The sequence below is a fragment of the Paraburkholderia phenoliruptrix genome (assembly GCF_047325075.1).
Taxonomy (GTDB): Bacteria; Pseudomonadota; Gammaproteobacteria; order Burkholderiales; family Burkholderiaceae; genus Paraburkholderia; species Paraburkholderia phenoliruptrix.
This window is the reverse complement of sequence record NZ_CP168530.1, coordinates 2,564,076-2,588,055: the sequence shown is the minus strand read 5'-3', so window position 1 is coordinate 2,588,055 and position 23,980 is coordinate 2,564,076. Positions and strand designations below refer to the sequence as shown.

The window sequence follows — 23,980 nt, the reverse complement described above, 5'->3', positions numbered from 1 at the left end:
ATCGCGCCCGCGCCGCCCGCGCGGCGCGTCACTCAAGGACGGATGGAAATGAAAAATCGCCTCACTCTGCACATTGCCGCCGGGATGGTGCTCGGCGTCATTGCCGGCTATCTATGTCATACGAGCCTGCCCGACGCCGCGACGGCCAAGGCCGTAGCCGGATACTTTTCCATCGTCACGGATATTTTCCTGCGCCTCATCAAGATGATCATTGCGCCTCTGGTGTTCGCGACGCTCGTCTCCGGGCTCGCCGGAATGGACAGCGGACAGGACGTGGGCCGGATCGGGCTGCGCTCCGTCGCGTGGTTCTTCTGCGCGTCGCTGCTGTCGCTCGGCCTCGGCCTCGGGCTCGCCAACCTGCTGCAGCCGGGCGCCGGCCTGCATCTCGTGGAGAGCGCCGGTGAAGTCAGCACCGGGCTCAACACGTCGGCATTGAACGTCAAGGACGTCATCACGCATGCGTTCCCGACGAGTCTGCTCGACGCCATGGCGCGCAACGACATTCTGCAGATTCTTGTGTTCTCCGTTTTCCTCGGCATCGCGCTCGGTGCGCTGAAGCAGGACAAGCGCGTGATGATCGTGATTCAGGCCATTGACGGAATGGTGCCGGTCATGCTGCGTCTCACCAACTACGTGATGCGCGCCGCGCCGTTCGGCGTATTCGGCGCAATCGCGTCCGCAGTGACGCTGCGCGGCGTGGACGTGCTCTACACCTACGGCAAGCTGATCGGCTCCTTTTACTTCGGCCTCCTGATTCTTTGGGCCGTGTTGATCGGCGCGGGCTATCTGTTCCTCGGGCGCCGCATCGTGCCGCTCCTCAAAGCCGTACGCGAACCCGCCATGCTCGCCTTTTCGACCGCGAGCAGCGAGGCCGCCTATCCTCGCCTGACCGAGCAGCTCGAGAAATTCGGCGTCGACAAGAAAGTGGTCGGCTTCACGCTTCCGCTCGGCTATGCATTCAATCTCGACGGCTCGATGATGTACCAGGCCTTCGCCGCGATCTTCATTGCACAGGCGTTCGGCGTCGACATGCCTGTGTCGCAGCAGATTTTCATGCTGCTCGTGCTGATGCTGAGCAGCAAGGGCATGGCGAGCGTGCCGCGCGGTTCGGTCGTGGTGGTCGCGGCGGTGGCGCCGATGTTTCATCTTCCCGTTGCAGGCGTGGCCATGGTGCTCGCCATCGACCAGATACTCGATATGGGCCGCACGATGACCAATGTGATCGGCAATAGCGTGGCGACGGCGGTGATCGCGAAGTGGGAAGGCAAGCACGTGACCGCCACGGCCGGGTCCGCGGCGTTCGAGGCCGTCGAGTCCCTCGAGCACGTCGAGGCTGCGGCGAAATGACTTCGGCCATGAGCGCCAGCTCGCGCAAATACGGCGTGGTCGGCGGACTCGGGCCGCTCGCGAGCGCGGATGTGTTCTTCAAGCTGGTGAAAGCCATGCCTGTTTCGGCCGATGCGGGCCATGCCGATGTGATCTTCCAGCAACATCCGTTTCCGGGCGCCAGCACGGCGAGCGCCGCCACGACGGAACGCAAGCTGTATATCTTCGACATGATCCGCGACTTCGAGAAGCGGGGCGTGACGACGGTGGTGCTGCCGTGTTTTCTGAGCCATACCTATATCGACGAATTGAAGGCGAACACGAACCTGCAAATCGTGGATATGGTCGACGCGGTGCTCGGATATGTGCGCCGGAAGTTCCCGGGGCTCACGCGCATCGGTGTGCTCGCCTCCGACTACACACGTGAAAAGCGTCTGTTCGAGCGCTACTTCTCACCGTGCGAACTGGAGGTGCTGCACCCGCGCCTGCAGGAGGGCGTCGATCGGGTGACGCACGCCGTGTATGGCCCCGAAGGCATTAAAAGCGGCAACTTGCGCGGGCTGCCGGTCGATCTGTTGCGCCGTGCCTGTGTGGACCTCGTCCAGCAGGGCGCGCAGGTGATCGTCCCGGGCATGACCGAGATTGCGCTCGTCGCCGAGCAGATCGGCGAGCTCGGCGTGCCGCTGGTCGACTCGAACCTCGCCTATGCGCAGCACGTGGTATCGGGGCAATACGACGCGCCCGCGGAGGTGTTCAAGCTCGGCGTGGTGGGCGGCGTCGGCCCTGCGGCGACGGTGGACTTCCTCGACAAGATTGTGCGCAACACGCCCGCCCGCCGGGATCAGGATCATGTGAAGCTGCTGGTCGAGCAGAACCCGCAAATTCCTGACCGCACGGAGAACCTGATCGGCGGGGGTGCGGATCCGACGGTGTCGCTGTATGCGACCTGCAAGCGGCTGGAAGAGGGCGGCGCGGACATCATCGCGATTCCGTGCAACACGGCGCACGCGTTTGTCGAACGCATTCAGCCTTATCTGCGCGTTCCGATTGTGAACATGCTGACGGAAACGGTCCGCTACGTGCGCGAGCATTATCCGGCTCAACGCAAGATCGGTGTACTGGCAACTTCCGGCACCATGGCGAGCGGCGTGTATGAAAAGGCGCTCGAAGCGCAGGGGCTTCAGCAAATTGCGCCCGAACCGGCTCTGCAGTCGCGCGTCATGCAAGCCATCTACGGAAAGCAGGGCGTCAAGGCGGGCTTTACTGCCGGTGCCTGCCAGGACGACATTGCGGCCGCCGTCGAAGGCCTGATCGACGAAGGCGTGGAAGTGATCGTGCTCGGCTGCACCGAATTGCCGCTGCTGCTGCCGCATGCCGAATTCGTCGGCAGTGGCGGCGCTCGAGTCACGCTGATTGATCCGACCGATGTTCTCGCGCGGCGCTGCATTGCGTATGCGCTGGCAGCGCGCGAAAAGCGGTAAGGCGCCGCAGCGCACCGATCGTTCGTAGCACTACACGATCGCCACGCCGCACTCCTTGAATGCTTTGCGCAATCCCAGCTGCGGATACGCGCTTTCCAGCGTGCGCATGTCGGCGCGCATTTCCTCGACGATCCAGTCGCGCACATTGGCAACGATGGGCCGCGACGGCCGGTTCGCAGGCGATACCAGACAGCAGCGCCGGTGCGTCACGATGATCTCCTCCTCGGCGGGCACCAGCGCGCGCTGCGAGAGCCAATGCGACACCACGTTCAGCCAGCCGAGCGCGATGCCCTGGCCGAGCAGCGCGGCCTGCACGACGATCGCATAGTCATTGAAGCTGAGCATGCCCGCCACGCGCCGGCCGTGCTGCTCGAACGCACCGAAGCGGTGATGCCAGCCGCGCTCTTCGTCGTCCATCACGATCACGGTGTCGCCGTGCTCGCGACCCGCTTCGCTTTGCGCCGTTTCCTGATAACGCGCGTTGCACACGGGCATGAGCGTTTCGGGCATGACCAGCACGCTGTTGTCGTCGATCTCGCCGGCGTGCTGAAAGCGCATGCCGAGATCGACGTCGACGAGCGGGCCGCCGATGCGCCCCGAAATGAGCTGAAACCTCAGATCAATCGACGGAAACGCCTCGTTCAGGCGGCTCATGCGCGGCATCAGCCAATGCGTGGTGAAACCCGTGGACACCGACAGCGTGACCGGTTCCACGCCCGTGGCGCGTGCCTCGATTTCGCGGATGGCGCTTTCTATGCCGTTGAAGCCTTCGGAGATCTTGCGATACAGGATGCGTCCGTTCTCGGTGAGCTCGATACCCCCGCGCACGCGTTCGAAAAGGCGCACTCCGATGTGATCTTCCATGCGCGCGAGCATGCGGCTCACGGCGGGCTGGCTCACATAGAGTTCTTGCGCCGCACGGGTGAAGTTGCCGCAGCGCGCGGCGGCTTCGAAGACGAACAGCGCATTCGCGCTCGGCAGTTTTTTGCGTAGATTCGGCATGACTTGATGTTATGCCTGATCCAACAATTTGGGAATTGCCGCCAAAAAGTTTGCCACCTATATTTTCCCTAACGCAGCCCCTTTGGCGAGAAAGAACGCAATGGACGCACGAGCGAAAACGGGAGTTTCCATCCGGTCGGCAGGCAAGCGCTACGGTCCGGTGGTCGCGCTGGACGACGTTTCGCTCGATATCGAGCCCGGCGAATTCGTGTCGCTGCTCGGGCCGTCCGGCTCCGGCAAGACGACGCTGCTCGGCATTCTCGGCGGCTTCGTCCAGCCGAGTTCCGGTTCGGTGTGGGTCGGCGAGCGTGACATTACATTTGCGCCGCCGCACAAGCGCAACATCGGCATCGTGTTTCAGAACTACGCGCTGTTTCCGCACATGACGGTCGGCGAGAACGTCGCGTTTCCGCTGCGCGCGCGTCGCGAGCCGAAAGCCGGCTGGGCGAAGAAGGTGGCCGACGCGCTCGCCATGGTCGAATTGAGCGGCTACGAGGGGCGCAACATCGCCCAGCTTTCCGGCGGTCAGCGTCAGCGGGTCGCGCTCGCGAGGGCGATGGTCTTCGAGCCGCAGCTGATTCTGATGGACGAGCCGCTCTCCGCGCTCGACAAGCAGCTGCGCGAAACCATGCAGATCGAACTGCGGCGCCTGCATCGCAAGCTCGGGGCAACGATTGTCTACGTGACCCACGACCAGCGCGAGGCGCTCACCATGAGCGACCGCGTGGCCGTGCTGAAGAACGGCAAGCTCGTGCAGATCGACACGCCTGAGCGTCTGTACGACAGGCCTTGCGACGCGTTCGTCGCGAGCTTTATCGGCGAGGCGACGCTGCTCGATGTGAGCCGCGCCGGCGAAGACGCCGTGCGGCTCGGCGACGCGGTGTTGCGCACGGCCCACCCGTTGCCGCGCGGCGAGCGTTTGCTGCTTGCGGTGCAAACCGAAAAGCTCGTGATTGACGGCGGCGCGGCTCATGACGCAAACCGGCTGTCGTGCCGCGTGACCGAAGTGCTGTATCAGGGCGAGAGCCTGCGCGTTTTCGCGGCGCTTGCCGACGGCACCTCCATCAGCCTGCGCCAGCCCGGCAATCACGACGCACGCCGCCGCATTCCGTCACCCGGCGAGCCGATGACCGTGGTGCTCGATCCGCAGGACACGATTGTCGTGCCCGCCTGATTTCTCCGCTGCCCACTCGAGGCATTTACGTCTTACGAAACTCGCGCAACCGCAAAGGATGATGCAATGAAGCTCACCGATTTCAAGGTCCTGACGTTCGATGTCGTCGGCACGCTGATCAATTTTGAAAAGGGCGTGCTCGCGTCCGTACGGCGCCTCGGCGGGGCGGCGGCGAAAGACCTCACCGACGACCAGATCTTCGAGCCGTATATGCGCGGCCGCGCGAAATATCCGGGCCGCTCGAGCCATGAGATGGCGAACGTGTATCTGTCGCTGGCAAAAGAGCTCGGCTTGTCCGACGACGCGCAATCCGCCGCGGCGTTCCAGCGCGACGTGCTGGAATGGCCCGCCTTCGAAGACTCGGTGGAAGCGCTCAAGCGCCTGCGCAAACACTACCGGCTCGTCGCGATGACGAATGCGGACCGCGTCGCGTTGTCGGCCTACGCGCACACGCTCGGCGATCCCTTCGACGATACCGTGTGCTGCGACGAGACCGGTGTCGCGAAGCCGGATCCGCAATTCTTTGCCTATAACCGTGGACGTCAGGCCGCGTTCGGCTTCAAGTTCAACGAGATTCTGCACACCGCGCAGAGTCAGTATCACGATATCGGCGTTGCGACGAAGCTCGGTTACGCGACGTGCTGGATCGAGCGCCGCCAGGGCATGAAGGGCTTCGGCGCGACGCCGGTGCCGGAAGCCGTCACGACGCCGACCTTCAAATTTGCGACGCTCGGCGCGCTCGCCGACGCCGTCGAAGCCGAAGCGCGCGCCGCTTAACGCCATGCTCGCGCCCGCCGTTCACAACCCGTCGCAGCGCCCGCAGCCGGACTCGTTATGGCGGGCGATGGCGGCGCGCTCGGCTCACAAGCTCGCGCCCGTCAGCATGGGCGCGCCGCTCGCGCGCGATCTTTCCGTCGACGTAGCCGTGATCGGCGCGGGCTACTCGGGCCTCGCGGCTGCTTACGCGCTGCAAAAGCGCGGCGTCGACTGCGCGGTGTTCGATGCGAACCCGGTCGGCTGGGGCGCGAGCGGACGCAATGGCGGCGTGGTGTCGTCGAAATTCCGCTTGTCGTTTCCGCTGATCGACAAACTGCACGGACTGGACACCGCGAAGCGCATGCACCGTCTCGCGCACGAAGGCGTGCGCGTGGTTGAATCGTTCGTCGACGAATTCGGGCTGGAACGCGCGCATTTCGAGCGTACCGGCAGCCTGCGTTGCGCGCATACCGAACGCGCGTTCGCGGCGATTCGCGCGGAGGCGGATTGGGTGCGCACGCAACTGGGCGACGCGTCGATGAGCGTGCAATCGCGCGAGGAAGTGACGCGCGAGACGGGATCGGCGGGATTTGTCGGCGGCGTGCTGAGCGCCGACGCCGGCACGATCCTGCCGCTCGAATATGTGTGCGGTATCGCGCGGGGTCTCACGGCGCGCGGCGTGCCGATTTACGAAGCCACGCCGATCGTCGAGATCGCACGGTCGCTGCGTGGCGCCAGCGGCGCCGTGCTGCGCACGCCCGGCGGCATTTTGCACGCGAAGCAGGTGATCGTCGCGACCAATGCGTATTCGGATCTCACGTCGGCGACCGCCGCTTATCAGCGTGAACTCGTGCCGTTTCGCAGCGCAATGATCGCGACCGCGCGGCTCCCCGCAGAACTCGATGCGCGCCTGATGGTGCAACGCCGCAGCTATACGGAAACGCGCCGCATGATGAAGTGGTTCCGCAAGGTGGACGGCCGCATGCTGTTCGGCGGACGCGACGCATTCGGCAAGGAAGGACAGGCGACCGGCTTCGTCGCATTGCGGCGCGCCATGGTCGCGCTGTTTCCCGATCTCGCGGATGTGCAGATCGAATACAAATGGTCGGGCTATGTCGGCATGACCTTCAATGCCTTGCCGCATGTCGGGCGAAGCGACGACATCACGACCTTCTGTCTGGGATATAACGGCGCCGGCGTGGCCATGGCGAGCCTGCTCGGCCAGCATGCGGCGGCGCTCGCGCTTGGCGACACGCCGGAACTCGCATTGCTTGGCCAGCAAGGCTTGCGGCCTGTGCCGTTTCATTCGCTGCGCGCGCCGGGCGTTCGTGTGGTGGCCGCGTGGTATCAGTTTCTCGACGCCGTGGGTGCATGATGACGACAGCCAAACGGATTTTCCAGGAACCCGCCTTGATGCAGACGACCGCGACGGACCCGTCGGTGCGCCATCAGCAACGCGAAGATCGCGCGATGCTGCTCTTGCTCGCGCCTGCGCTTTTCGTCGTTGTGGTGCTGCTGGTCGTACCGCTCGCGTGGCTGTCGTGGCAGTCCATCTGGCAAGACGGCGGCTTCACGCTCGTCAACTATCGGCGCATCTTCACCGGCACCTATCTCGACACGTTCCTGCTCACATTCAGGCTTAGCGTGATCGTGACCGGCGTGACGCTGCTGCTCGGTTATCCCGTTGCCTATTTTGCGTCCTCGGTCTCGCCGCGATGGAGCGCGCTGATACTCGGCATGGTGATCCTGCCGTTCTGGACCAGCGTGCTCGTGCGCACCTACGCGTGGCTCGTGCTGTTGCAGCGCACCGGGCTCATCAACAAGGCGCTGCTGGAAATGGGGCTCGTGGATCGCCCGGTGCAACTTGCGTACAACCAGTTCGGCACCATTCTCGCGATGGTGCATATTCTGCTGCCGTTCATGGTGCTCCCGCTTTATTCAGCCATGCAGAAGATTCCCGCGAATCTTTCGCAAGCCGGCGCGAGTCTCGGCGGCTCGCCCTGGCACGTGTTCTGGCGCGTGTTTCTGCCGCTGTCGATGAGCGGCGTCGTCGCCGGCGTCACGCTAGTCTTCGTGCTGTGCCTCGGTTTTTACATCACGCCCGAACTGATGGGCGGCGGCAAGTCGATCATGGTGTCCATGGTGGTGAGCCGCAATGTCGAGATATACAACAGTTGGGGCGCGGCGAGCGCGGTCAGCGTCGTGCTGCTAGTGTGCGTGTTCGCGATCTTCTATGCCGCGAGCCGCGTGATTCCTCTCGAAAAGACCCTGGGCGCAAAATGAACAGGATTCCGTTCGGCAGAGTCGTGCTCGGTGCGGTCGTCGTGCTGATTCTCGTGTTCCTGATGCTGCCGGTGCTGATTGTCGTGCCGCTGTCGTTTTCGGACACGCGCTTCATGACGTTCCCGCCGCCCGCCTATTCGTTGCGCTGGTATCACGCGTTCTTCGATAACCCCGCGTGGATCGAAGCGGCTCGCGTGACGCTCACGGCATCCGTGTGTGCGGCGCTCCTCGCCACACCGCTCGGCGTAGCCGCGGCCTACGCGATCCAGCACGGCACGCACTGGTCGATGCGCTATCTGCGCACGCTGCTGATGTTGCCGCTGATGGTGCCGATCATCATCGTCGCAGTGGGTGTGTTCTTCGTGTTCACGCAGGCGGGGTATGTGAACACGCTCGGCGGGCTGATCGTCGCCGATACGATGCTGGGGTTGCCGTATGTGCTGATTTCAGTCGGCGCGGACTTGCGCACGTTCGACCGCACGCAGGAGATGGTGGCGCGCAGTCTCGGCATGAATCGCCTGCGCAGCTTCCTCACGGTGACGCTGCCGCAGATCAAGGCGAGCGTGATTTCAGGCGCGGTGTTCGTGTTCATTCAGGCGCTCGACGAAACCGTGGTCGCGCTGTTCATTTCCGGCGGCACGAATCAGACGCTCACGCGCCGCATGTTCGTCACGCTGCGCGACGAGATCGATCCCACCATCGCCGCGATCAGCACCATGCTCACTGCGCTCACCTTGTGCCTCGTGATGATCGTCGTCGTGAGCCGGCGTTCGGCGAACGCGCGCGCGTGATCTTTCGTCACCTCATCGGATTGGAAAGCGGATGTCGAATGCACTGAAGTTTTATATCGACGGCGCCTGGGTTGCGCCGTCCGGCGAGGCGCGCCTCGCCGTGGTCGATCCTTGCACGGAAGAGCCGTTCGCCGAAATTGCCCTGGGTAATGCCGACGATGTGAACCGCGCGGTCGCCGCGGCAAGACGCGCTTTCGCGTCGTTTTCGCTGACGTCGCCCGCTGAACGCGTCGCGCTGATTCGCCGCGTACTCGATGCCTACATGGCGCGCTACGACGACATGGCCGACATCATCTCGCGTGAAATCGGCGCGCCGAAAAAGCTCTCGCACGCGTGGCAGGCGGCGCTCGGCAAGCGTCACCTGGAAGAACTGCTGCATACCTGCGAGCGCTTCGCGTGGCAGCGCAAGAAGGGCACGACGCTCGTCAATCATGAGCCTATCGGCGTGGTCGCTCTCATTACGCCGTGGAATTGGCCCATCAATCAGATCGTCTGCAAGGTTGCGCCCGCAATTGCCGCGGGCTGCACGATGGTGCTCAAGCCGAGCGAGGTGTCGCCGCTGAACGCCGTGCTGTTCGCCGAGATACTCGACGCCGCGGGCGTGCCGCCCGGCGTGTTCAATCTTGTGAACGGCGACGGCCCGACTGTCGGTGCGGCGCTATGCGGCCATCCGGACGTCGATATGGTGTCCTTTACAGGCTCCACACGCGCGGGCGTCGAAATCGCGAAGCTCGCGGCGCCGACCGTCAAGCGCGTGCACCAGGAACTGGGCGGCAAATCCGCCAACATTCTTCTCGACGATGTGGACTTCGAAGCCGCCGTCACCTCGGGCGTGAATTCGTGCTTCAGCAACAGCGGCCAGTCATGCAACGCGCCGACGCGCATGCTGGTGCCCGCGGCGCGGCACGACGAGGCCGTGCGCATTGCCGGGCGCGCGGCGGCCGCACACCGCGTCGGGCCCGCGAACGACGACGCCACCACGATGGGTCCGGTGGTCAGCGACGTGCAATACGCGCGCGTGCAGCGGCTCATCGCAAAGGGTATCGAAGAAGGCGCGCTGCTCGCCGCCGGCGGTCTGGGCCGTCCCGAGGGTTTGACGCGAGGCTACTATGTACGACCCACGGTATTCGCAAACGTCGACCCGTCGATGACGATTGCCCGCGAAGAGATCTTCGGTCCGGTGCTCGCCATCATGCCGTATCGCGATGAGGAAGACGCCATCGCCATGGCCAACGACACCCCGTTCGGTCTCGCCGCGTATGTTCAGTCGGCAGATCAGGCGCGCGCCCGCCGCGTGGCATTCCGCCTGCGCGCGGGCAGCGTGTATCTGAACTATCCGTCGTGGGACGCGGGCGCGCCGTTCGGCGGCTACAAGCAATCCGGCAACGGCCGCGAATACGGCGAGTGGGGCCTCGAAGCGTTTCTCGAAGTGAAGGGCATTGTCGGTTACGGCGACTAGGCACTAATCGACGGCATGGCCGCGGCCGCGCAACAGATCGGCGATGCGCTCGGCGATCATGATGGTCGGCACGTTGGTGTTCGCGCAGGGAATGGACGGCATCAACGATGCGTCGCACACATGCAGGCCGTCCACGCCGTAGACTGCGCCGCATGCGTCGGTGACCGCGAGCGGGTCGTCGGCGGCGCCCATGCGGCAGGTGCCCGATGGGTGCCATGTGCCGCCCACCGAACGCGTGACGAACTGCGTGAGCGCGGTATCGTCGGCGAGCAGCTGGTCGAGCGTCACGCCTTGCGTGACCACGCGGCGCACGAGCGACGCGCGCAGCGGCCCCGCGATGTCCAGCAGCGCCGACAGCGCGCCGCGTTGCAATGCGTTCCAGGCGCCAGGCACCGCCACGGCCGCGACGCGCGGCGAATAGCTCGATGGAAACAACGTGTCGCGATGCGCGGCCATTGTGGGCGCGGCGAGTGTCTGTGCGCCGAAACGCAGCGCGAGCTTCAGCCGTTCGAGATCGCGCGCATCGGACAGCATGGCGAAATCGACGTCGGGCTCGTCCAGTGCGCTCGCCGATTTGAGCTTCAGACGTCCGCGCGAATACGATTTGTTGACCCAGAAGAACAGGGTGCCCAAGCGACAGCCGACCGAATGCCAGCCCGAGCGCGACAGGATGGCGCCGTGCATGTCGCCGGGCACGGTGCCGGCGAGTCCCGATGAAAAACGCACGATAGCCTGCTCGTGATGCTCGTCGGGAAACGGCGTGCGTGCGGCACGGGGCAGAAACGCCGACACCGCGATGGACGGATGCTCCATCAGATTGCGGCCCACGCCTTCGCGATGCACGAGGACGTCGATGCCGAGTGCGGCGAGCTCGTTGGCTGGACCAATGCCGCTTCGGAGCAACAGCGCGGGCGAGTGTATGGCGCCCGCGCTGACGATGACGCAGCCGGCCCGCAAGTCATGATGCGTGCCGTCAGGCCGCAGCACGCGCGCGCCCACCGCGCGCCTTTGGTCGAACAGGATGCGCTCCGCGATCTCATCCGTGCGGATGATGAGATTGGGCCGTGCTCGCACGGTGTCGTCCAGATAACAGACGGACGTGGGGATGCGCTCGCCCTGGGCGCTCACCGCAATGGAACCGATAAAGGTGCCGTCCTGCCACGGGCCGTTCTGGTCGTCGCGCAGCGGATAGTCGTGCTTTAAGGTATCCAGCACGGCTTTCACGAAGGGCGAGACACGCGGCCATGCCGTTCGCTGGATGCGTAGCGGGCCGTGCGCGCCGTGCAGGTCCCGATGGTCCAGGCCGTCGAAGTCACAGTCGGTTTCGAGCTTGCGAAAATAAGGCAGACACGCTTGCCAGTTCCAGCCTTGTGCGCCGAGAGCTTCCCATTCGTCGTAGTCGGCGGGCGCGCCGCGGTTGGCCATGAGCGCATTGATCGCCGAGCCGCCGCCCAGAAGCCGCGCCTGTTCATAGCGGCGCAGCGCGGCAGGCGCGCTCATGCGCGCTTTCAATTGCTGCCAGAGGTTGGCCGTATCCAGGTACGCACGGCCCGGATAGCGGCTGCGAATTTCGGCGGGCATGGTCGCTTGCGAGATATCGCGCCCTGGTTCGACGAGGCACACGCGCTTGCCCGCATCTTCGGAGAGCCGCGCGGCAAGCACGCAGCCCGCCGAACCGCCGCCAAGAATCAGATAGTCGATCACGTCGGATGAATGAAGACCGCGTTAAAGCAAGCCGAAAAAAGCAGAACGCCCGCGATGAACCGAATCCCGCGGGCGCATGAATGCTAATAGAAGGCCGACCGTTACTGCATGAACTTCAGCCAGCGCGCTTTGGCCTGAATGCCTGCATCGGACGCCCACCAGTCTTCGGACATCAATGCCTGCTTTGCAGCATTCTCGGGCGAGCTTGGCAATTCGCTCGCGCGCTTGGGCGTGATCTTGCCGGTCTTGAACGCAGCCGGATTGCCGGGGCCATAGTCGATGTAAAGCGGCAGATTCGCTTGCAGTTCCGGCGAAACGGCGGTGTTCAGGAAGCGCATGGCGTCATTCAGATTCGGCGCGTTCTTCAGCACGCACAACTGCGTATTTTGCAGAATGCCGTCGTTGAAGGTGAAATCGACATCTGGATTGTCCTTGCGCACTGCGCTCGCGCGGCCGTTCCAGATCATCGTCATGTCGACTTCGCCGTCGTGCAGCAATTGCGCGGACTGGCCGCCGGAGGTCCACCACACCGTAATGTCGGGCTTGATCTGCTGCAGCTTCCTGAACGCGCGGTCCACGTCGAGCGGATAGAGCTTGTCGCGCGGCACGCCGTCCGCGAGCAGCGCGGCTTCAAGTACCGTTTGCGGGTCGTTGCGCAGCGCCCGCGTGCCGGGGAAAGCCTTTACGTTCCAGAAGTCGGCCCAGCTTTGCGGCGTCTTTTTCAGCGTCTTCTTGTTGTAGCCGATCACCGTCGAATAGAACTCGTACGCAACCGAATAAGGCGTGCGGTATTTTTCCGGCATCGCGGCGGCGTTGGGGAGCTTCGCGAAGTCGAGCTTTTCGAGCAGTCCCTCGCGGCCGCCTCGCAGACAGTTCGAGGTGGGCGTGTCCACCACATCCCAGATCGGTTTGCCGGTCGCCGCCTGCGCCTTGATCTGCGGCCACGCATCGGGAATGCTGTCCTGATTGATGGTGATGCCCAACTCCTTCGCCGCTGGGTCGAGAATGGCTTTGGTCTGGGCTTCCTGATACGTGCCGCCTTGCGACACGAAAGTGATTTTTCCCGCGGCGAGCGCGGGCGCCATGCTCGCGACGCTCAACACCAGAGTCATGGCAAACGGGCGCAACCTTGGCATGCTGATCACGACTTCTCCTCGATACGGTTGAAGCGAAAAGACATCATCCAGGTCGGCGCTTTCACCGCTGCGGCTTGAAACCGAAGGAGCGAAGAGCGCGGGCTTGAATGGAAATATAGTGAGCCAATTCGAGCGGAGCAACGCCGCAATTGTTGGAGTGGTCATGACATGGTGTTATGTCAGACCCTTTGCGGTGGGTGTGGCGGTGGTCGCCGTGGGGGTGCCGTTGGCTCGCCGCGCCGTCGAGTTGTTGCCGGCGCGGCGCCAGGCGCGCGCGGTGCCTGCCTAGCCTTGATTGCTCTCGCCGTGCTTGTCGATGCGCGCCATCACATTCGCGACGATCCGGTCGCAGCGCGCCCCCGCGAAGCCGAAGATTTCGCTGCTGGCCAGGTCGATGTCTCGCGCGAGCGCCTCGCGCAGCAGGCTCCTGGCGCGAAAGTGCCGGCTGCGCACGGTGGCTTCGGCAATGTCGAGGCACTGCGCGGTTTCCTCGACGCTGAGCTCTTCGACGGTGCGCAGTATGAACACCGTGCGAAAGGAGTCCGGCAGTTCGTCGAGCTTGCGCTCGATCAGCGCGCGCATTTCCGCACGCGCTACTGCGCTGTCGGGCGGCTCGGAGTCGGAAGGGCGCATGGCTTCGATATCGATGTCGGCGGTGTTCGAACTGACCATAGGGACGACGTTCTCGCGGCGGGCGTGGCGGCGCATCCGGCCATAACATTCGTTCAGTACGAGCCGCGAGAGCCACGTCGTCAACGCCGCGTCGCCGCGAAACCGGCCGAGTGAGCGATAGGCATGGAGGTACGCGTCCTGCAGCGCGTCTTCGGCCTCGGCGTCGTCGCGCAGTGTGGCCCGCGCAAGCCGGTACAGCCGGCGGTTGTGGCGCCGCATCAGCAGTTCGAACGCCGCGCGATCGCCCGCGACAATGCGCTGTACCAGGGCAAGGTCGTCCTCCGCGGCGCTGCGCGTGGACGGCAGGTTCGCTGTTTCGGTCATCGTCTGCGGGCTCTCACTGGACGTTCAGCGCGCCGCGCATGGTCGGATGAAACGTGCAGCCGTACGCATAGCTGCCGGCCTTGGCCGCCTCGTAAGACCAGGAAGCGTGGGCAGCAATGCTGCGCGAATCGAACGCATGCGTGTCGGCGGTTACGGTATGCGCAAACAGATCCTTGTTGATCCATACGACGCGGTCTCCTCGCTTCACCGTCAATGTTGACGGATTGAACTGCATATTCTCGATCGTGACGACATAGGTCTTCGGCGCGGCAAGCGCATGGCTCGAGGTGGCCGCCCACACCGGCATGAACATCGCAGCCGGCATCGTGCAGGCGAGCAGCACGCGCGCGAGCGTGCGATTGCGCGGCCCAGCGCGTCGGCTAGCCACTGCTTTTCTCCAGCGACGCCTGCAAATGCTTCGCATGCTCCAGATGCGCGACGAAGGCAGGCCGCACTTTGACGAGCAGCGCTTTCAGTTCCTCGTTCTTCGCACTGGGAATCAGCGTTTTATCGAGGGCGTCGAGCACGCTTTCATGGTAGGTCACTTCGTGATCGATGTAGGCGCGATCGAACGCGGCGCCTTTCAGTTTTTTCAGGGCCGCGAGGTTCGCGTCGCCGCCTTGCTTGAGGCTCTGGCTGGTAGCGTTGTCCTCGGGCGTCACGTTGAGTTTGTGCACGAGGTCACTGGCGGATTGATTGACGGCGCTGTGGTCGGTGACCATCTGTTTGGCGAACGCCTTGACGTCGCTCGATTTCGAACGCGACTCGGCGAGCTTGCCCGCGTCGATATCGACCTGATTGGCCGTAACGACGATGGCCGCGATCTGCGGATCGCTCGGACCGGCGCTTTGCGCCCAGCTACTAAGACTGACGAGCGCCAGTGCGGCCAACCAGTGTGGATGGATCAGTTTCATGCGGATTCTCCCGTGTAGTCAACGTTATGTTGCATACGACGTTGGATGTCACGACGGAGAATCCCGTTCCCGGATGAAATGCGAGCGGGCGCTCGGTTTCAGTGGCTATGCCGCTCGCCGGCTGCGACGGGCGTCTGTTTCGATTGCCGGCTCAGCATCAGCGTCACGACGGCGGATACGGCGAGCGTCGCGCCGACCACGTACAGCCCCGCCGAATAGCCGCCCGTCACGTTCTTGAGCCAGCCGATCGCGAACGGACCGACGAAGCCGCCGAGATTGCCGATAGAGTTGATCATCGCGATGCCCGCCGCCGCGCCCGCGCCCGACAGGAACATGCTGGGCATGGCCCACAGCGGCGCCTTGGCCGCGCTGATGCCGACGTTCACGACCACGAGAGCCAGCACGATCATCAGCGCGGTCGCCGCGTTGCCCGCGAACACGAAACCGAGGCAGGCCAGCACGCACGGAATCACGACATGCCACGTGCGCTCTTCGGTGCGGTCGGAGTGCTTCGCCCACAAGATCATTGCGATGACGGCGACGATGCTGGGTATGCCCGCAAGCAGTCCTGTTTCGAACGAGTCGAAACCATACTGCTTGATGATGAGCGGAGCCCACAAACCGAGCGTGTACAAACCCGCCGACGTGCCGAAGTAAATCAGCGCGAGCGCGAGAACACGCGGATCGCGCAGCGCGCTCAATGCGCCGGCCGTGTGGCCCGCGTGCGATTCACGCGCGTCGGCTTCCGTCTTCAGTTTCGCGATCAGCCAGTCGCGCTCTTCCGGCGCGAGCCATTGCGCTTTGGAAGGTGTGTCGGTCAGATACTTCAGCACGAAAAAGCCGAGAATGACCGCGGGCAGTGCTTCGAGGATGTAGAGCAGTTGCCAGTCCGCGAGACCTGCGATGGGCGGCAGCTTCATGATGGCGCCGGAAATCGGCGAGCCGATTGCCGTGGAAATCGGCGCGGCGGCCATGAACCAGGCGGCGGCGACGGCGCGCTGACGCGTCGGAAACCACAGGCTCAAGTACAGAATGATGCCGGGAAAGAAGCCCGCTTCGGCGACACCGAGCAAAAAGCGCAGCGCGTAGAAGCTGTTCGGCCCGACGACGAACGCGGACGCCAGCGAGACGATGCCCCATGACACCATCACGCGGGCAATCCAGCGGCGCGCGCCGACCTTGTGGAGAATCAGGTTCGACGGAACCTCGAACAGGAAGTAGCCGATAAAGAACAGGCCGCCGCCGAGCCCGAATGCGGTCGGCGAAAGGCCGATGGCCTTGTTCATCGTCAGCGCGGCGAAGCCCACGTTGACGCGGTCGAGGAAGCTCACGAAATAGAGCAGCATCACAAACGGGATGATCCGCAGCATGAGCTTGCGGGACACCCGGCTTTCGAGGTCGGTCATCATTGTCTCCTCCTTGGGAGGCCTAAACGGTGCACGCTTGTGAAAGGCGGCAAAGCGAAGCGCGCCGCAGCCGTCGAATGCGGCTGTTGTCCGGGTGTTTTCCGGCTGCAGGCCGGGGGGCGCGTCTCGCGCGGCGAACCTGTCGTGAAAGATCAGGCTGATTTTGCAGCTTGATTTGCAGACCTACGCGGCGTTCGCGGCGGGCGCCGCGGCTCGCTCGATGAATGCACACACCGCGGCAGTCACCTGCGCGGTGGTCGCTGTGCCGCCGAGGTCGCCCGTATGCAGCGACTTGTCCGCAGTGACGGCTTCCACCGCTTGCATCACGCGTTGGGCTGCGTCGAATTCGCCGAGATGTTCGAGCAGCATTACAACCGACCAGAACGTGCCCACCGGATTCGCGAGGCCCTTGCCCATAATGTCGAACGCCGAACCGTGGATCGGCTCGAACATCGACGGAAAGCGGCGTTCCGGATCGATGTTGCCGGTCGGCGCAATGCCGAGGCTGCCGGCCAGCGCGGCGGCCAGATCGCTGAGAATGTCGGCGTGCAGATTGGTCGCGACGATGGTGTCGAGGCTCGCGGGTCGGTTGATCATGCGCGCAGTCGATGCATCGACGAGTTCCTTGTCCCACGTTACGTCGGGAAATTCCTTCGAGACCTGCAGCGCGATTTCGTCCCACATCACCATGGCGTGACGCTGGGCGTTGCTCTTCGTGATCACGGTCAGCAGCTTGCGCGGGCGGGATTGCGCGAGGCGGAACGCGAAGCGCATGATGCGCTCCACACCGGCGCGGGTCATGATCGACACGTCGGTTGCCGCTTCGATCGGATGCCCCTGGTGAACGCGGCCGCCGACGCCGGAGTACTCGCCCTCCGAGTTTTCACGCACGATCACCCAGTTGAGGTCTTCGGGCTTGCAGCGCTTGAGCGGGGCGTCGATGCCCGGCAGGATGCGCGTGGGGCGCACATTCGCGTATTGATCGAAACCTTGGCAGATCTTCAGACGCAGACCCCACAGCGTGATGTGATCGGGAATGTCGGGGTCGCCTGCGGAGCCGAACAGGATCGCATCCTTGTCGCGGATCGCGTCGAGCCCGTCCGCCGGCATCATCACGCCATGCCTGCGGTAGTGATCGCCGCCCCAGTCGAAGTTCTCGAATTCGAATGCGAACGACTTCGTGGCCCTGGCGAGCGCTTCGAGCACCTGCGCGCCGGCCGGCACGACTTCCTTGCCGATGCCGTCACCGGGAATGGTCGCGATGCGATAGGTCTTCATGCTGTGTCTCCGGGAATGTTGTGCATGAGGACGACTGTATCGACATCTGTGCGCAAAAACCGGTGCTAAACTCAAAGCATCTTTAACTTTCATTCACAAGTGCCGCCCATGCGCGATACCGTTCAGCCGGCCGATCTGAGCTTTTTTTCGACGCTTGCGGCGTCCGGCAGCCTAAGTGCGGCGGCGCGTGAACTGGGATTGACGGCGGCGGCCGTCAGCAAGCGGCTCACGCAGATGGAGCGCCGCGCGGGCGTCGCGCTTGTCAACCGCACGACGCGGCGGATGATGCTTACGCCCGAAGGCGAGTTGTATCTCGGGCACGCGCGCCGAATTCTCGACGAAATCGACGAACTGGCCGAGTTGCTCGGTTCGGCAAAGAAGAGCCCGAAGGGACTGCTGCGCGTGAATGCCACACTCGGGTTCGGGCGCAGTCATGTCGCGCCCGCCATTTCGCGCTTTGTCGCGAAGTACCCGCAGGTGTCGGTGCAGCTTCAGCTATCGGTGACGCCGCCGCCGCTCACGGACGATACCTTCGACGTGTGCATCCGCTTCGGCGAGCCGCCCGACACGCGCGTGATCGCGCGGCGCCTCGCGGGCAACCGGCGTCTGCTCTGCGCGGCGCCGGCGTATATTGCGGCGCACGGCATGCCGATGACGCCGCACGATCTCACGCGGCACAACTGCATCGGCATTCGTCAGGGCGACGAAGCGTATGGCGTGTGGCGCCTGACTTCGGGCAAGGGCGCCTCGCAGAAGACGGAGGCGGTGCGCATCAAGGGCACGCTCACCACCAACGACGGCGAGATCGCAGTGAAGTGGGCGCTCGAAGGGCACGGCATTCTGATGCGCGCCGAATGGGACATCAAGCAGTATCTGGCCGACGGCTCGCTCGTTGTCGTGCTGCCCGGTTACGACACGCCGAACGCCGATATATTCGCCGTGTATTCGCAGCGGCATCAAATGTCGAACCGCATTCGCGCATTCGTGGATTTTGTCGCGCGGGAGCTCGGCGAAGTCGGGTGATGAGGCCATCCGCGGTGGCGTCGGCTCGTCGGTTTCCCGTAGCGTGTGTGCTGCGCGTCGGCGCTATTTCTGCACGGGCATGGGCATGCTCTGCATGGCCGGGTCCTGATCCATGAGCGCGCTCTTTTGTGCCGCATGCATGGCGGCGACTTTTCTTTCGGCTTCCTGAATGTCGGCAGGATACTGGCCGTCGTCGCCGAGCGACGGGTTGTATCCGGCGGCTTCCAGTTCTTCGAGTTCATGCATGACTTCGGCACGCGTGAGCGGATGACCGGTCTCGGGCGATGCTTGCGCACGTGCCCATGGCGACGCAATCATGAAGGCGACGGTGGAAATAAGGGAGAACAACGCGCGGGACGCCGCGCGGTTTGCATGGCTGGATTTCATGGCACTGCTCCTCGATGGACGAGCGAATCGTTCGAAAGCGGTTTGCGTTCGAGATGACTCGCTCTGCATCGGTAAACCAGTGACATCGGATAGTTATTCCCGCGAGGGCTCCGGCGCCCCGCGTTCAACGCTCCACAGCGCTAGCGTGATTTGATTCCGACCACCATCGAGTCCGGCCCCACCAGAGGCTCGATCCGCACGTCGGCAAAGCCCGCCCGCTTCATCCATTCGCGGCATTGCGCACCGGTGTAATCGAACCCGCCCGGCGTTTCGATCAGCATGTTCAGGCTCATCAGCAAGCCGAATGCATTGCTGCGTCGCTCGTCGTCAATGATGGCGTCGTAGACCACGAGCGAGCCGCCCGGCGGCAATGCGGCGTGGCATTTCGACAGGAGTTCGAGCTTTTGCGGCAGCGGCCAGTCGTGAAGAATATGGCCCATGATGAGGACGTCCGCGGAAGGACAGGGGTCCTTGAAAAAGTCGCCGGGATAAAACTTCAAGCGCTCGGTGAGGCCATGCGCCGCGACATATTCGTCGAATACGGGACCCACGAGCGGCAGGTCGAAGCCCCCGCCGCTCAAATGAGGATGGGCGAGCGCGACCTGCACGGGCAGCGCGCCTTGTGCCGCCCCGATATCGATGAACGTTTTGTACTCGCTCCACGGAAAGCGCTGCGCGATAGCACGCGCGGCACCGAGACTCACGCCGCTCATCGCGCGCAGAAAGCCGCGCAGCGACGCCTCGTCGCGGTAGATGGCGTCGAACAGGCTGCCGCCGGTTTTGGCTTCGTTTTGCGGCAGGCCGGTTCGCAACGCTTCGGTGAGCGAGCCCCAGAATGGATAAAGCCGCGCATTCGCCATTTCAAGCAGGCCGCCTACGTAGGAGGGTTTCGCCTTGTCGAGGAAAAGATCGGCATCCGGCGTATTGCTGTATGCACCGTCGCGACGTTCCAGTAGCGAGAGCGCTACCAGCGCATCGAGAAAGTCGAGCGCGGAGCGCGGATGAAGCCCGAGCGACTCCGTGAGCGCCGCCGCCTCGCGCGGGCCGCTGGCCAGTTGCGTGAATAGGCCCAGTTCGACGGCGGATAGCAGCGTCTTGGAAGCCCAGAATGCCATGCCCAGTTGCAGCAGCCGTTCAGGCGAGGGTTCCGGCGATGCCTCGCTTGAGGAGGCTGCGAAAGCACTGTCCGGCTCACGTTCCATAAGTCCTCCGTTCAGTTCACCTACGATTAAACCGCACGCAGACAAAACGTAAAGCAGATGAAGGCGCTTTGAAAAAGGTAGGGCGCTCGTTTCGCACGGTCAAGACGGATTTCTGCGCTGCTATGTGCGGGAGCGAACAGAATGTGTGCTGCGCGTGCTGCCGGTGCTTGCAGCCGCGCTAGTCTGCCTTCACGAATCCGCTCACCGATGCGCTGAGCCCCCGCCCATCGGCGTTATTGCGCAACGACAATCGCAACTGCTGCCGCTGCGCGATGCGCGCGGCGATGGCCAGTCCGAGTCCGCTGCCCGTGCCCTTGGTGTGCTGGCCGCGATAGAAACGATCGAGTACACGGTTCAGATCTTCTTCGGGAATCCCAGGGCCGGTGTCGACGACCTCAAAGCCGAAGCGATCGCCGGTGCGGGTCAGCACGACATCCACCTTGCCGCCGGGCGGCGTGTAGCGGATCGCGTTGTCGACGAGATTGTTCAGCAGCACGCTCACGCCGTGCGCGTCGGCGAGCACATTGCAGGCGTCGTCGCGGGTCACCGGTGGCCGGGATTCGAGGCCGAGGTCGAGCTGCTTGTCGTCGGCGAGCAGCGAGAAATCGCCAACCGCCTGCTCGCCGATTTTTCGCAAACTGACCACGGCGGCCGTGCTGGTCGATTCGGCATCCTCATGCGCGAGCGTCAGCAACTGGTGCACGAGGCGGATGAGCCGGTTAAGACGCGTGTCGATGCGTTCGAGCGTTTGTCCGTCGCCCGTCAGCGTGCCGTTCTTTTCCGCGGCCTGCAATTGCAGCTTCAATGCCGTGAGCGGCGAACGAAGCTCATGGGCGGCATCGGCGATAAACGTGCGCTGCGCTCTCGACGCCACATTCAGGCGCTGCAGCAGATCGTTGAGGGCATCCACGAGCGGTCGGATTTCGACCGGGACCTTGTCGTCCAGACGAATCGGTTCGAGCGATTCCAGCGAACGTGTGCCGAGCAGGCGCGATAATCCGCCGATCGGCGCAAGACCTTTGCCCACCACAAACAGCACCAGCACAATGGTCACCGGCATCAGGACGGCAAGCGGCCACAACGTGTGCAGCGCGAGGCGCAGCGCCAACGCGTCGCGCACGGAAACGGGCTGCGCGACCTGTACGAAGCGATCGGGTTGTTGCAGCGCCAGCACGCGCCAATGCACCTCGTTCCGCTCGATGGTGCGGATACCCTCGGGCACGCGTGTGAGAACAGGCGCCTGCCGTGAGTGATACACCAGTGTGCCTGACTTGTCCCAGATCTCGATCAGGATGAGATCGTCGGAAATGCCCTCGAATTCGGGGCCTTTCCGGTCGACGGTTTCCGCGGTCTCGAGATTGGTTGGCAACGACAACGCGACGGTGCGCAGTTCGTAGTCGAACAGCTCGCTCGCTTCCTCCCGTGCGGTGCGAAAGATACCGAACGCGGCCGCCGCCGAAGCTGCTGCGAGGCCGCAAATCAGCCAGCCGAGCAGCCAGCGGCGAATCGACGTCATTCGCACCTCTTCAGGCGATACCCGACGCCGCGCACCGTCACGATCTGCTCTGCACCGATCTTGCGGCGCAAACTGTGCACATGCACTTCTATCGTATTGCTGCCGACTTCCTCGCCCCAACCGTACAGCTTGTCTTCCAGTTCCGCCTTGGTGAAGACACGCGCCGGCGCCTCGATGAGGACTTGCAGCAAGGTGAATTCGCGCGGCACGAGCGGCACGGGCACGCCGCTTTTCGTCACTTCATGAGCGGCGGGATCGAGTGTCAGCTCGCCGTGCGTGTAGACGGGCTGCTTCTGTCCCGTGCGACGACGTGACAGTGCACGCACTCGCGCGGCCAGTTCGTTGAGATCGAATGGCTTGACGAGGTAGTCGTCCGCGCCGGCGTCGAGTCCGCGAATGCGATCGTCCACCGCATCGCGTGCAGTGAGAATGATGACGGATGCTTCGCCGCCTTGACTGCGATAGGCGTTGAGCACCTCGATGCCGTCTTTGCGAGGCAGGCCGAGGTCGAGCAGCACGAGGTCGTACACGCCGTTACCAAGCGAGAGCTCGGCGGCCCGGCCGTCCTGTGCCCAATCGATCGCGTAGCCTTCGCGGCGCATCGAGTCGAGCACCGGCTCGGCAATCATTTCATCGTCTTCTACGAGAAGCAGACGCATCGCATTCCCCGCGTTGTCGTTATTCCCCATTGTCGCGCAGATGAGGTTAACGCTTCCTTAAGGTACCTGTGCGGTGCCAGCGTGGTGACCGCGGCCTGCCTGCGAGGCATGCGATACGTGCACAGACCGCTCAATGATGCGCAAAAAGTGCTGCGCGTGCGCTGGGCAATATTGCATGCCCGGGCAACGCGCGCGATTCGGATGAGCCGCCGGCCTGCGTGCCGTAGCCGCCCGAGTCGACGGATTGATCCGGGCGCGCAGCTTGCTGCGAACCAGGGTAATGCACCTTCGAGCTCATGCGGTGGTCTTGCGCCGCCTGTGCGCTTTGCGCTCTCACATCCGCGCGGGTGAGCGGGCCGTTGGCGGTCTGTGCGAAAGCCGCTGCGGGCAGGACTGTCGCGATGGCGAGGGCGCTGGTAAGCAATAGACGTTTCATGGTGATCTCTCCGTTTTCGATTCCGGTTTGGCCGATGACATCGCGAAAACCGCGACGTACGGCTTCAGATTAAGCATCGAAAGTTAACGGACGCTTAGCCGGTTCGCGCCGCACGCCCAGCGGTTCGCGCCCGCTCGACGTCATGCCCTTAAGCAAGCGTTAACCTCTCGCCTATAGATTGGCGTGCCAATGCAACTGCCAGGAAGGAGCAAAGTGATGAACGACAGCTTGAAGAACTTCGCCGACGATGCCGTCAGCAAAGTGCCGCAAGTGACGCTAGGTTTCTGGATCATCAAGGTCGCGGCGACCACGCTGGGAGAAACCGGCGGCGACTGGGTGTCGATGTCGCTGAACCTCGGCTACCTGATCGGTTCGGCGATCTTTCTCGTGTTCTTCATCGCGCTGGTTTCCGGTCAGATCAAGGCGCGTGACTTTCATCCGTTCCTCTACTGGGCAACCATCATCGCGACCACCACGCTCGGCACCACGATGGCGGATTTCGCGGACAGGTCGCTCGGCATCGGCTATCCGGGCGGCGTCGCTGTGGTCGTGGCATTGCTCGCGGCGAGCCTCGCGATCTGGTATCGCTCGGAAGGCACGGTCTCCGTGCAGAGTATCGTCACGGCGAAGGCGGAATGGTTTTACTGGATCACGATCCTGTTTTCGCAAACGCTCGGCACGGCACTCGGCGATTGGGTCGCGGGCGAAGATCGCGGCGGTCTCGGCGTCGGCTATGAATATGGCGCGATGATCTTCGGCGCGGGTCTGCTGGTCGTCGCAGCGCTGTATTTCTGGTCGCGCGTGTCCCGCACGGCGCTCTTCTGGGCCGCGTTCATCCTGACGCGCCCGCTCGGTGCGACGCTCGGCGACCTGCTCGACAAGCCGGTTGCCGAGGGCGGCCTGCATATCAGCCGTCTCTATGCTTCGGGGATTCTCGTGGTGTTTATCGTCGCGTGTATCGCGCTGTTGCCGCAGCGTTCGGCGAGACGCGAGCCGGCGGTGTAAAGCAGAGTTGAACCGAGCGAAAACGCCCCTTCCGAGAGACCTATAC

At 63.7% G+C, this 23,980-nt stretch carries 23 protein-coding genes; 10 read left to right on the top strand and 13 right to left on the bottom strand.

The annotated features are described in order from the left end of the window. The first annotated feature begins 48 nt into the window (after positions 1–48). Together ACEN8U_RS11470 and ACEN8U_RS11465 are read left to right on the top strand one after the other, a co-directional pair. On the top strand, positions 49–1,347 hold the full coding sequence (locus tag ACEN8U_RS11470) for a dicarboxylate/amino acid:cation symporter (protein ID WP_310109403.1): 1,299 nt from the start codon (positions 49–51) through the stop codon (positions 1,345–1,347). An 8-nt stretch (positions 1,348–1,355) separates the two neighbouring features. Further along, a complete protein-coding gene (locus tag ACEN8U_RS11465) occupies positions 1,356–2,807 on the top strand; it encodes an aspartate/glutamate racemase family protein (protein WP_374725923.1) in 1,452 nt (483 codons plus the stop codon). Between the two features lie 30 nt (positions 2,808–2,837). Here the strand turns inward: ACEN8U_RS11465 and ACEN8U_RS11460 are convergent, their stop codons facing one another. After that, a complete protein-coding gene (locus ACEN8U_RS11460) occupies positions 2,838–3,809 on the bottom strand; it encodes a LysR family transcriptional regulator (RefSeq protein ID WP_310109399.1) in 972 nt (323 codons plus the stop codon). A gap of 100 nt (positions 3,810–3,909) precedes the next feature. Here ACEN8U_RS11460 and ACEN8U_RS11455 point away from each other — a divergent pair, with 100 nt between their 5' ends. The 6 genes from ACEN8U_RS11455 (at position 3,910) to ACEN8U_RS11430 (ending at position 10,272) form a co-directional block, all read left to right on the top strand. Then, complete coding sequence (locus ACEN8U_RS11455; protein WP_310109397.1) at positions 3,910–4,983, top strand: ABC transporter ATP-binding protein; 1,074 nt, start codon at positions 3,910–3,912, stop codon at positions 4,981–4,983. Positions 4,984–5,049: 66 nt separating this feature from the next. Continuing rightward, positions 5,050–5,760, top strand: coding sequence for an HAD-IA family hydrolase (locus ACEN8U_RS11450; protein ID WP_310109395.1), 711 nt, complete (start codon positions 5,050–5,052; stop codon positions 5,758–5,760). Positions 5,761–5,764: 4 nt separating this feature from the next. Then, entirely contained in the window at positions 5,765–7,114 is a 1,350-nt protein-coding gene (locus tag ACEN8U_RS11445) for an FAD-binding oxidoreductase (protein ID WP_310109393.1), read from the top strand. After that, the gene (locus ACEN8U_RS11440; protein ID WP_310087426.1) at positions 7,111–8,022 is read left to right on the top strand and encodes an ABC transporter permease; all 912 of its coding nucleotides are present in this window, start codon (positions 7,111–7,113) and stop codon (positions 8,020–8,022) included. Before ACEN8U_RS11445 ends, ACEN8U_RS11440 begins: the two co-directional genes overlap by 4 nt. Next, entirely contained in the window at positions 8,019–8,813 is a 795-nt protein-coding gene (locus ACEN8U_RS11435; protein ID WP_310109391.1) for an ABC transporter permease, read from the top strand. Before ACEN8U_RS11440 ends, ACEN8U_RS11435 begins: the two co-directional genes overlap by 4 nt. Before the next feature lie 31 nt (positions 8,814–8,844). Further along, positions 8,845–10,272, top strand: a complete 1,428-nt coding sequence (locus ACEN8U_RS11430; protein WP_310109387.1) for an aldehyde dehydrogenase family protein — start codon at positions 8,845–8,847, stop codon at positions 10,270–10,272. A gap of 3 nt (positions 10,273–10,275) precedes the next feature. On the opposite strand, the gene ACEN8U_RS11425 is transcribed toward ACEN8U_RS11430, so the two are convergent. The 7 genes from ACEN8U_RS11425 to ACEN8U_RS11395 form a co-directional block, all read right to left on the bottom strand. Beyond that, positions 10,276–11,976, bottom strand: coding sequence for a GMC family oxidoreductase (locus tag ACEN8U_RS11425; protein WP_310109384.1), 1,701 nt, complete (start codon positions 11,974–11,976; stop codon positions 10,276–10,278). A 101-nt stretch (positions 11,977–12,077) separates the two neighbouring features. Then, positions 12,078–13,088: an ABC transporter substrate-binding protein gene (locus ACEN8U_RS11420; RefSeq protein ID WP_374725926.1), complete on the bottom strand. Its 1,011-nt coding sequence runs from the start codon at positions 13,086–13,088 to the stop codon at positions 12,078–12,080. 309 nt (positions 13,089–13,397) lie between these two features. After that, positions 13,398–14,108, bottom strand: a complete 711-nt coding sequence (locus ACEN8U_RS11415) for an RNA polymerase sigma factor (protein ID WP_310109381.1) — start codon at positions 14,106–14,108, stop codon at positions 13,398–13,400. A gap of 13 nt (positions 14,109–14,121) precedes the next feature. Further along, a complete protein-coding gene (locus ACEN8U_RS11410) occupies positions 14,122–14,496 on the bottom strand; it encodes a cupredoxin family copper-binding protein (RefSeq protein WP_310109379.1) in 375 nt (124 codons plus the stop codon). Then, entirely contained in the window at positions 14,489–15,022 is a 534-nt protein-coding gene (locus tag ACEN8U_RS11405; RefSeq protein WP_310109376.1) for a DUF4142 domain-containing protein, read from the bottom strand. Before ACEN8U_RS11405 ends, ACEN8U_RS11410 begins: the two co-directional genes overlap by 8 nt. A gap of 98 nt (positions 15,023–15,120) precedes the next feature. Then, positions 15,121–16,431: an MFS transporter gene (locus ACEN8U_RS11400; RefSeq protein WP_310109372.1), complete on the bottom strand. Its 1,311-nt coding sequence runs from the start codon at positions 16,429–16,431 to the stop codon at positions 15,121–15,123. A gap of 180 nt (positions 16,432–16,611) precedes the next feature. Continuing rightward, entirely contained in the window at positions 16,612–17,706 is a 1,095-nt protein-coding gene (locus ACEN8U_RS11395) for a tartrate dehydrogenase (protein WP_310109369.1), read from the bottom strand. A gap of 108 nt (positions 17,707–17,814) precedes the next feature. Here ACEN8U_RS11395 and ACEN8U_RS11390 point away from each other — a divergent pair, with 108 nt between their 5' ends. Further along, the gene (locus ACEN8U_RS11390) at positions 17,815–18,729 is read left to right on the top strand and encodes a LysR substrate-binding domain-containing protein (protein ID WP_310109367.1); all 915 of its coding nucleotides are present in this window, start codon (positions 17,815–17,817) and stop codon (positions 18,727–18,729) included. 63 nt (positions 18,730–18,792) lie between these two features. On the opposite strand, the gene ACEN8U_RS11385 is transcribed toward ACEN8U_RS11390, so the two are convergent. From ACEN8U_RS11385 to ACEN8U_RS11365, 5 genes are all read right to left on the bottom strand, one after another. Then, positions 18,793–19,116: a DUF4148 domain-containing protein gene (locus tag ACEN8U_RS11385; RefSeq protein WP_310109364.1), complete on the bottom strand. Its 324-nt coding sequence runs from the start codon at positions 19,114–19,116 to the stop codon at positions 18,793–18,795. 140 nt (positions 19,117–19,256) lie between these two features. Beyond that, entirely contained in the window at positions 19,257–20,318 is a 1,062-nt protein-coding gene (locus tag ACEN8U_RS11380; RefSeq protein ID WP_310109363.1) for a methyltransferase, read from the bottom strand. A 178-nt stretch (positions 20,319–20,496) separates the two neighbouring features. Next, entirely contained in the window at positions 20,497–21,834 is a 1,338-nt protein-coding gene (locus tag ACEN8U_RS11375) for an ATP-binding protein (protein WP_310109360.1), read from the bottom strand. Further along, positions 21,831–22,493, bottom strand: a complete 663-nt coding sequence (locus tag ACEN8U_RS11370; protein ID WP_310109357.1) for a response regulator — start codon at positions 22,491–22,493, stop codon at positions 21,831–21,833. The genes ACEN8U_RS11375 and ACEN8U_RS11370 overlap by 4 nt, the downstream gene beginning before the upstream one ends. A 130-nt stretch (positions 22,494–22,623) precedes the next feature. Continuing rightward, positions 22,624–22,929: a DUF4148 domain-containing protein gene (locus ACEN8U_RS11365; protein WP_310109355.1), complete on the bottom strand. Its 306-nt coding sequence runs from the start codon at positions 22,927–22,929 to the stop codon at positions 22,624–22,626. 216 nt (positions 22,930–23,145) lie between these two features. On the opposite strand from ACEN8U_RS11365, the gene ACEN8U_RS11360 reads away from it, so the two are divergent. After that, positions 23,146–23,934: a hypothetical protein gene (locus ACEN8U_RS11360; protein ID WP_310109352.1), complete on the top strand. Its 789-nt coding sequence runs from the start codon at positions 23,146–23,148 to the stop codon at positions 23,932–23,934. The last annotated feature ends 46 nt before the right edge of the window (positions 23,935–23,980 follow it).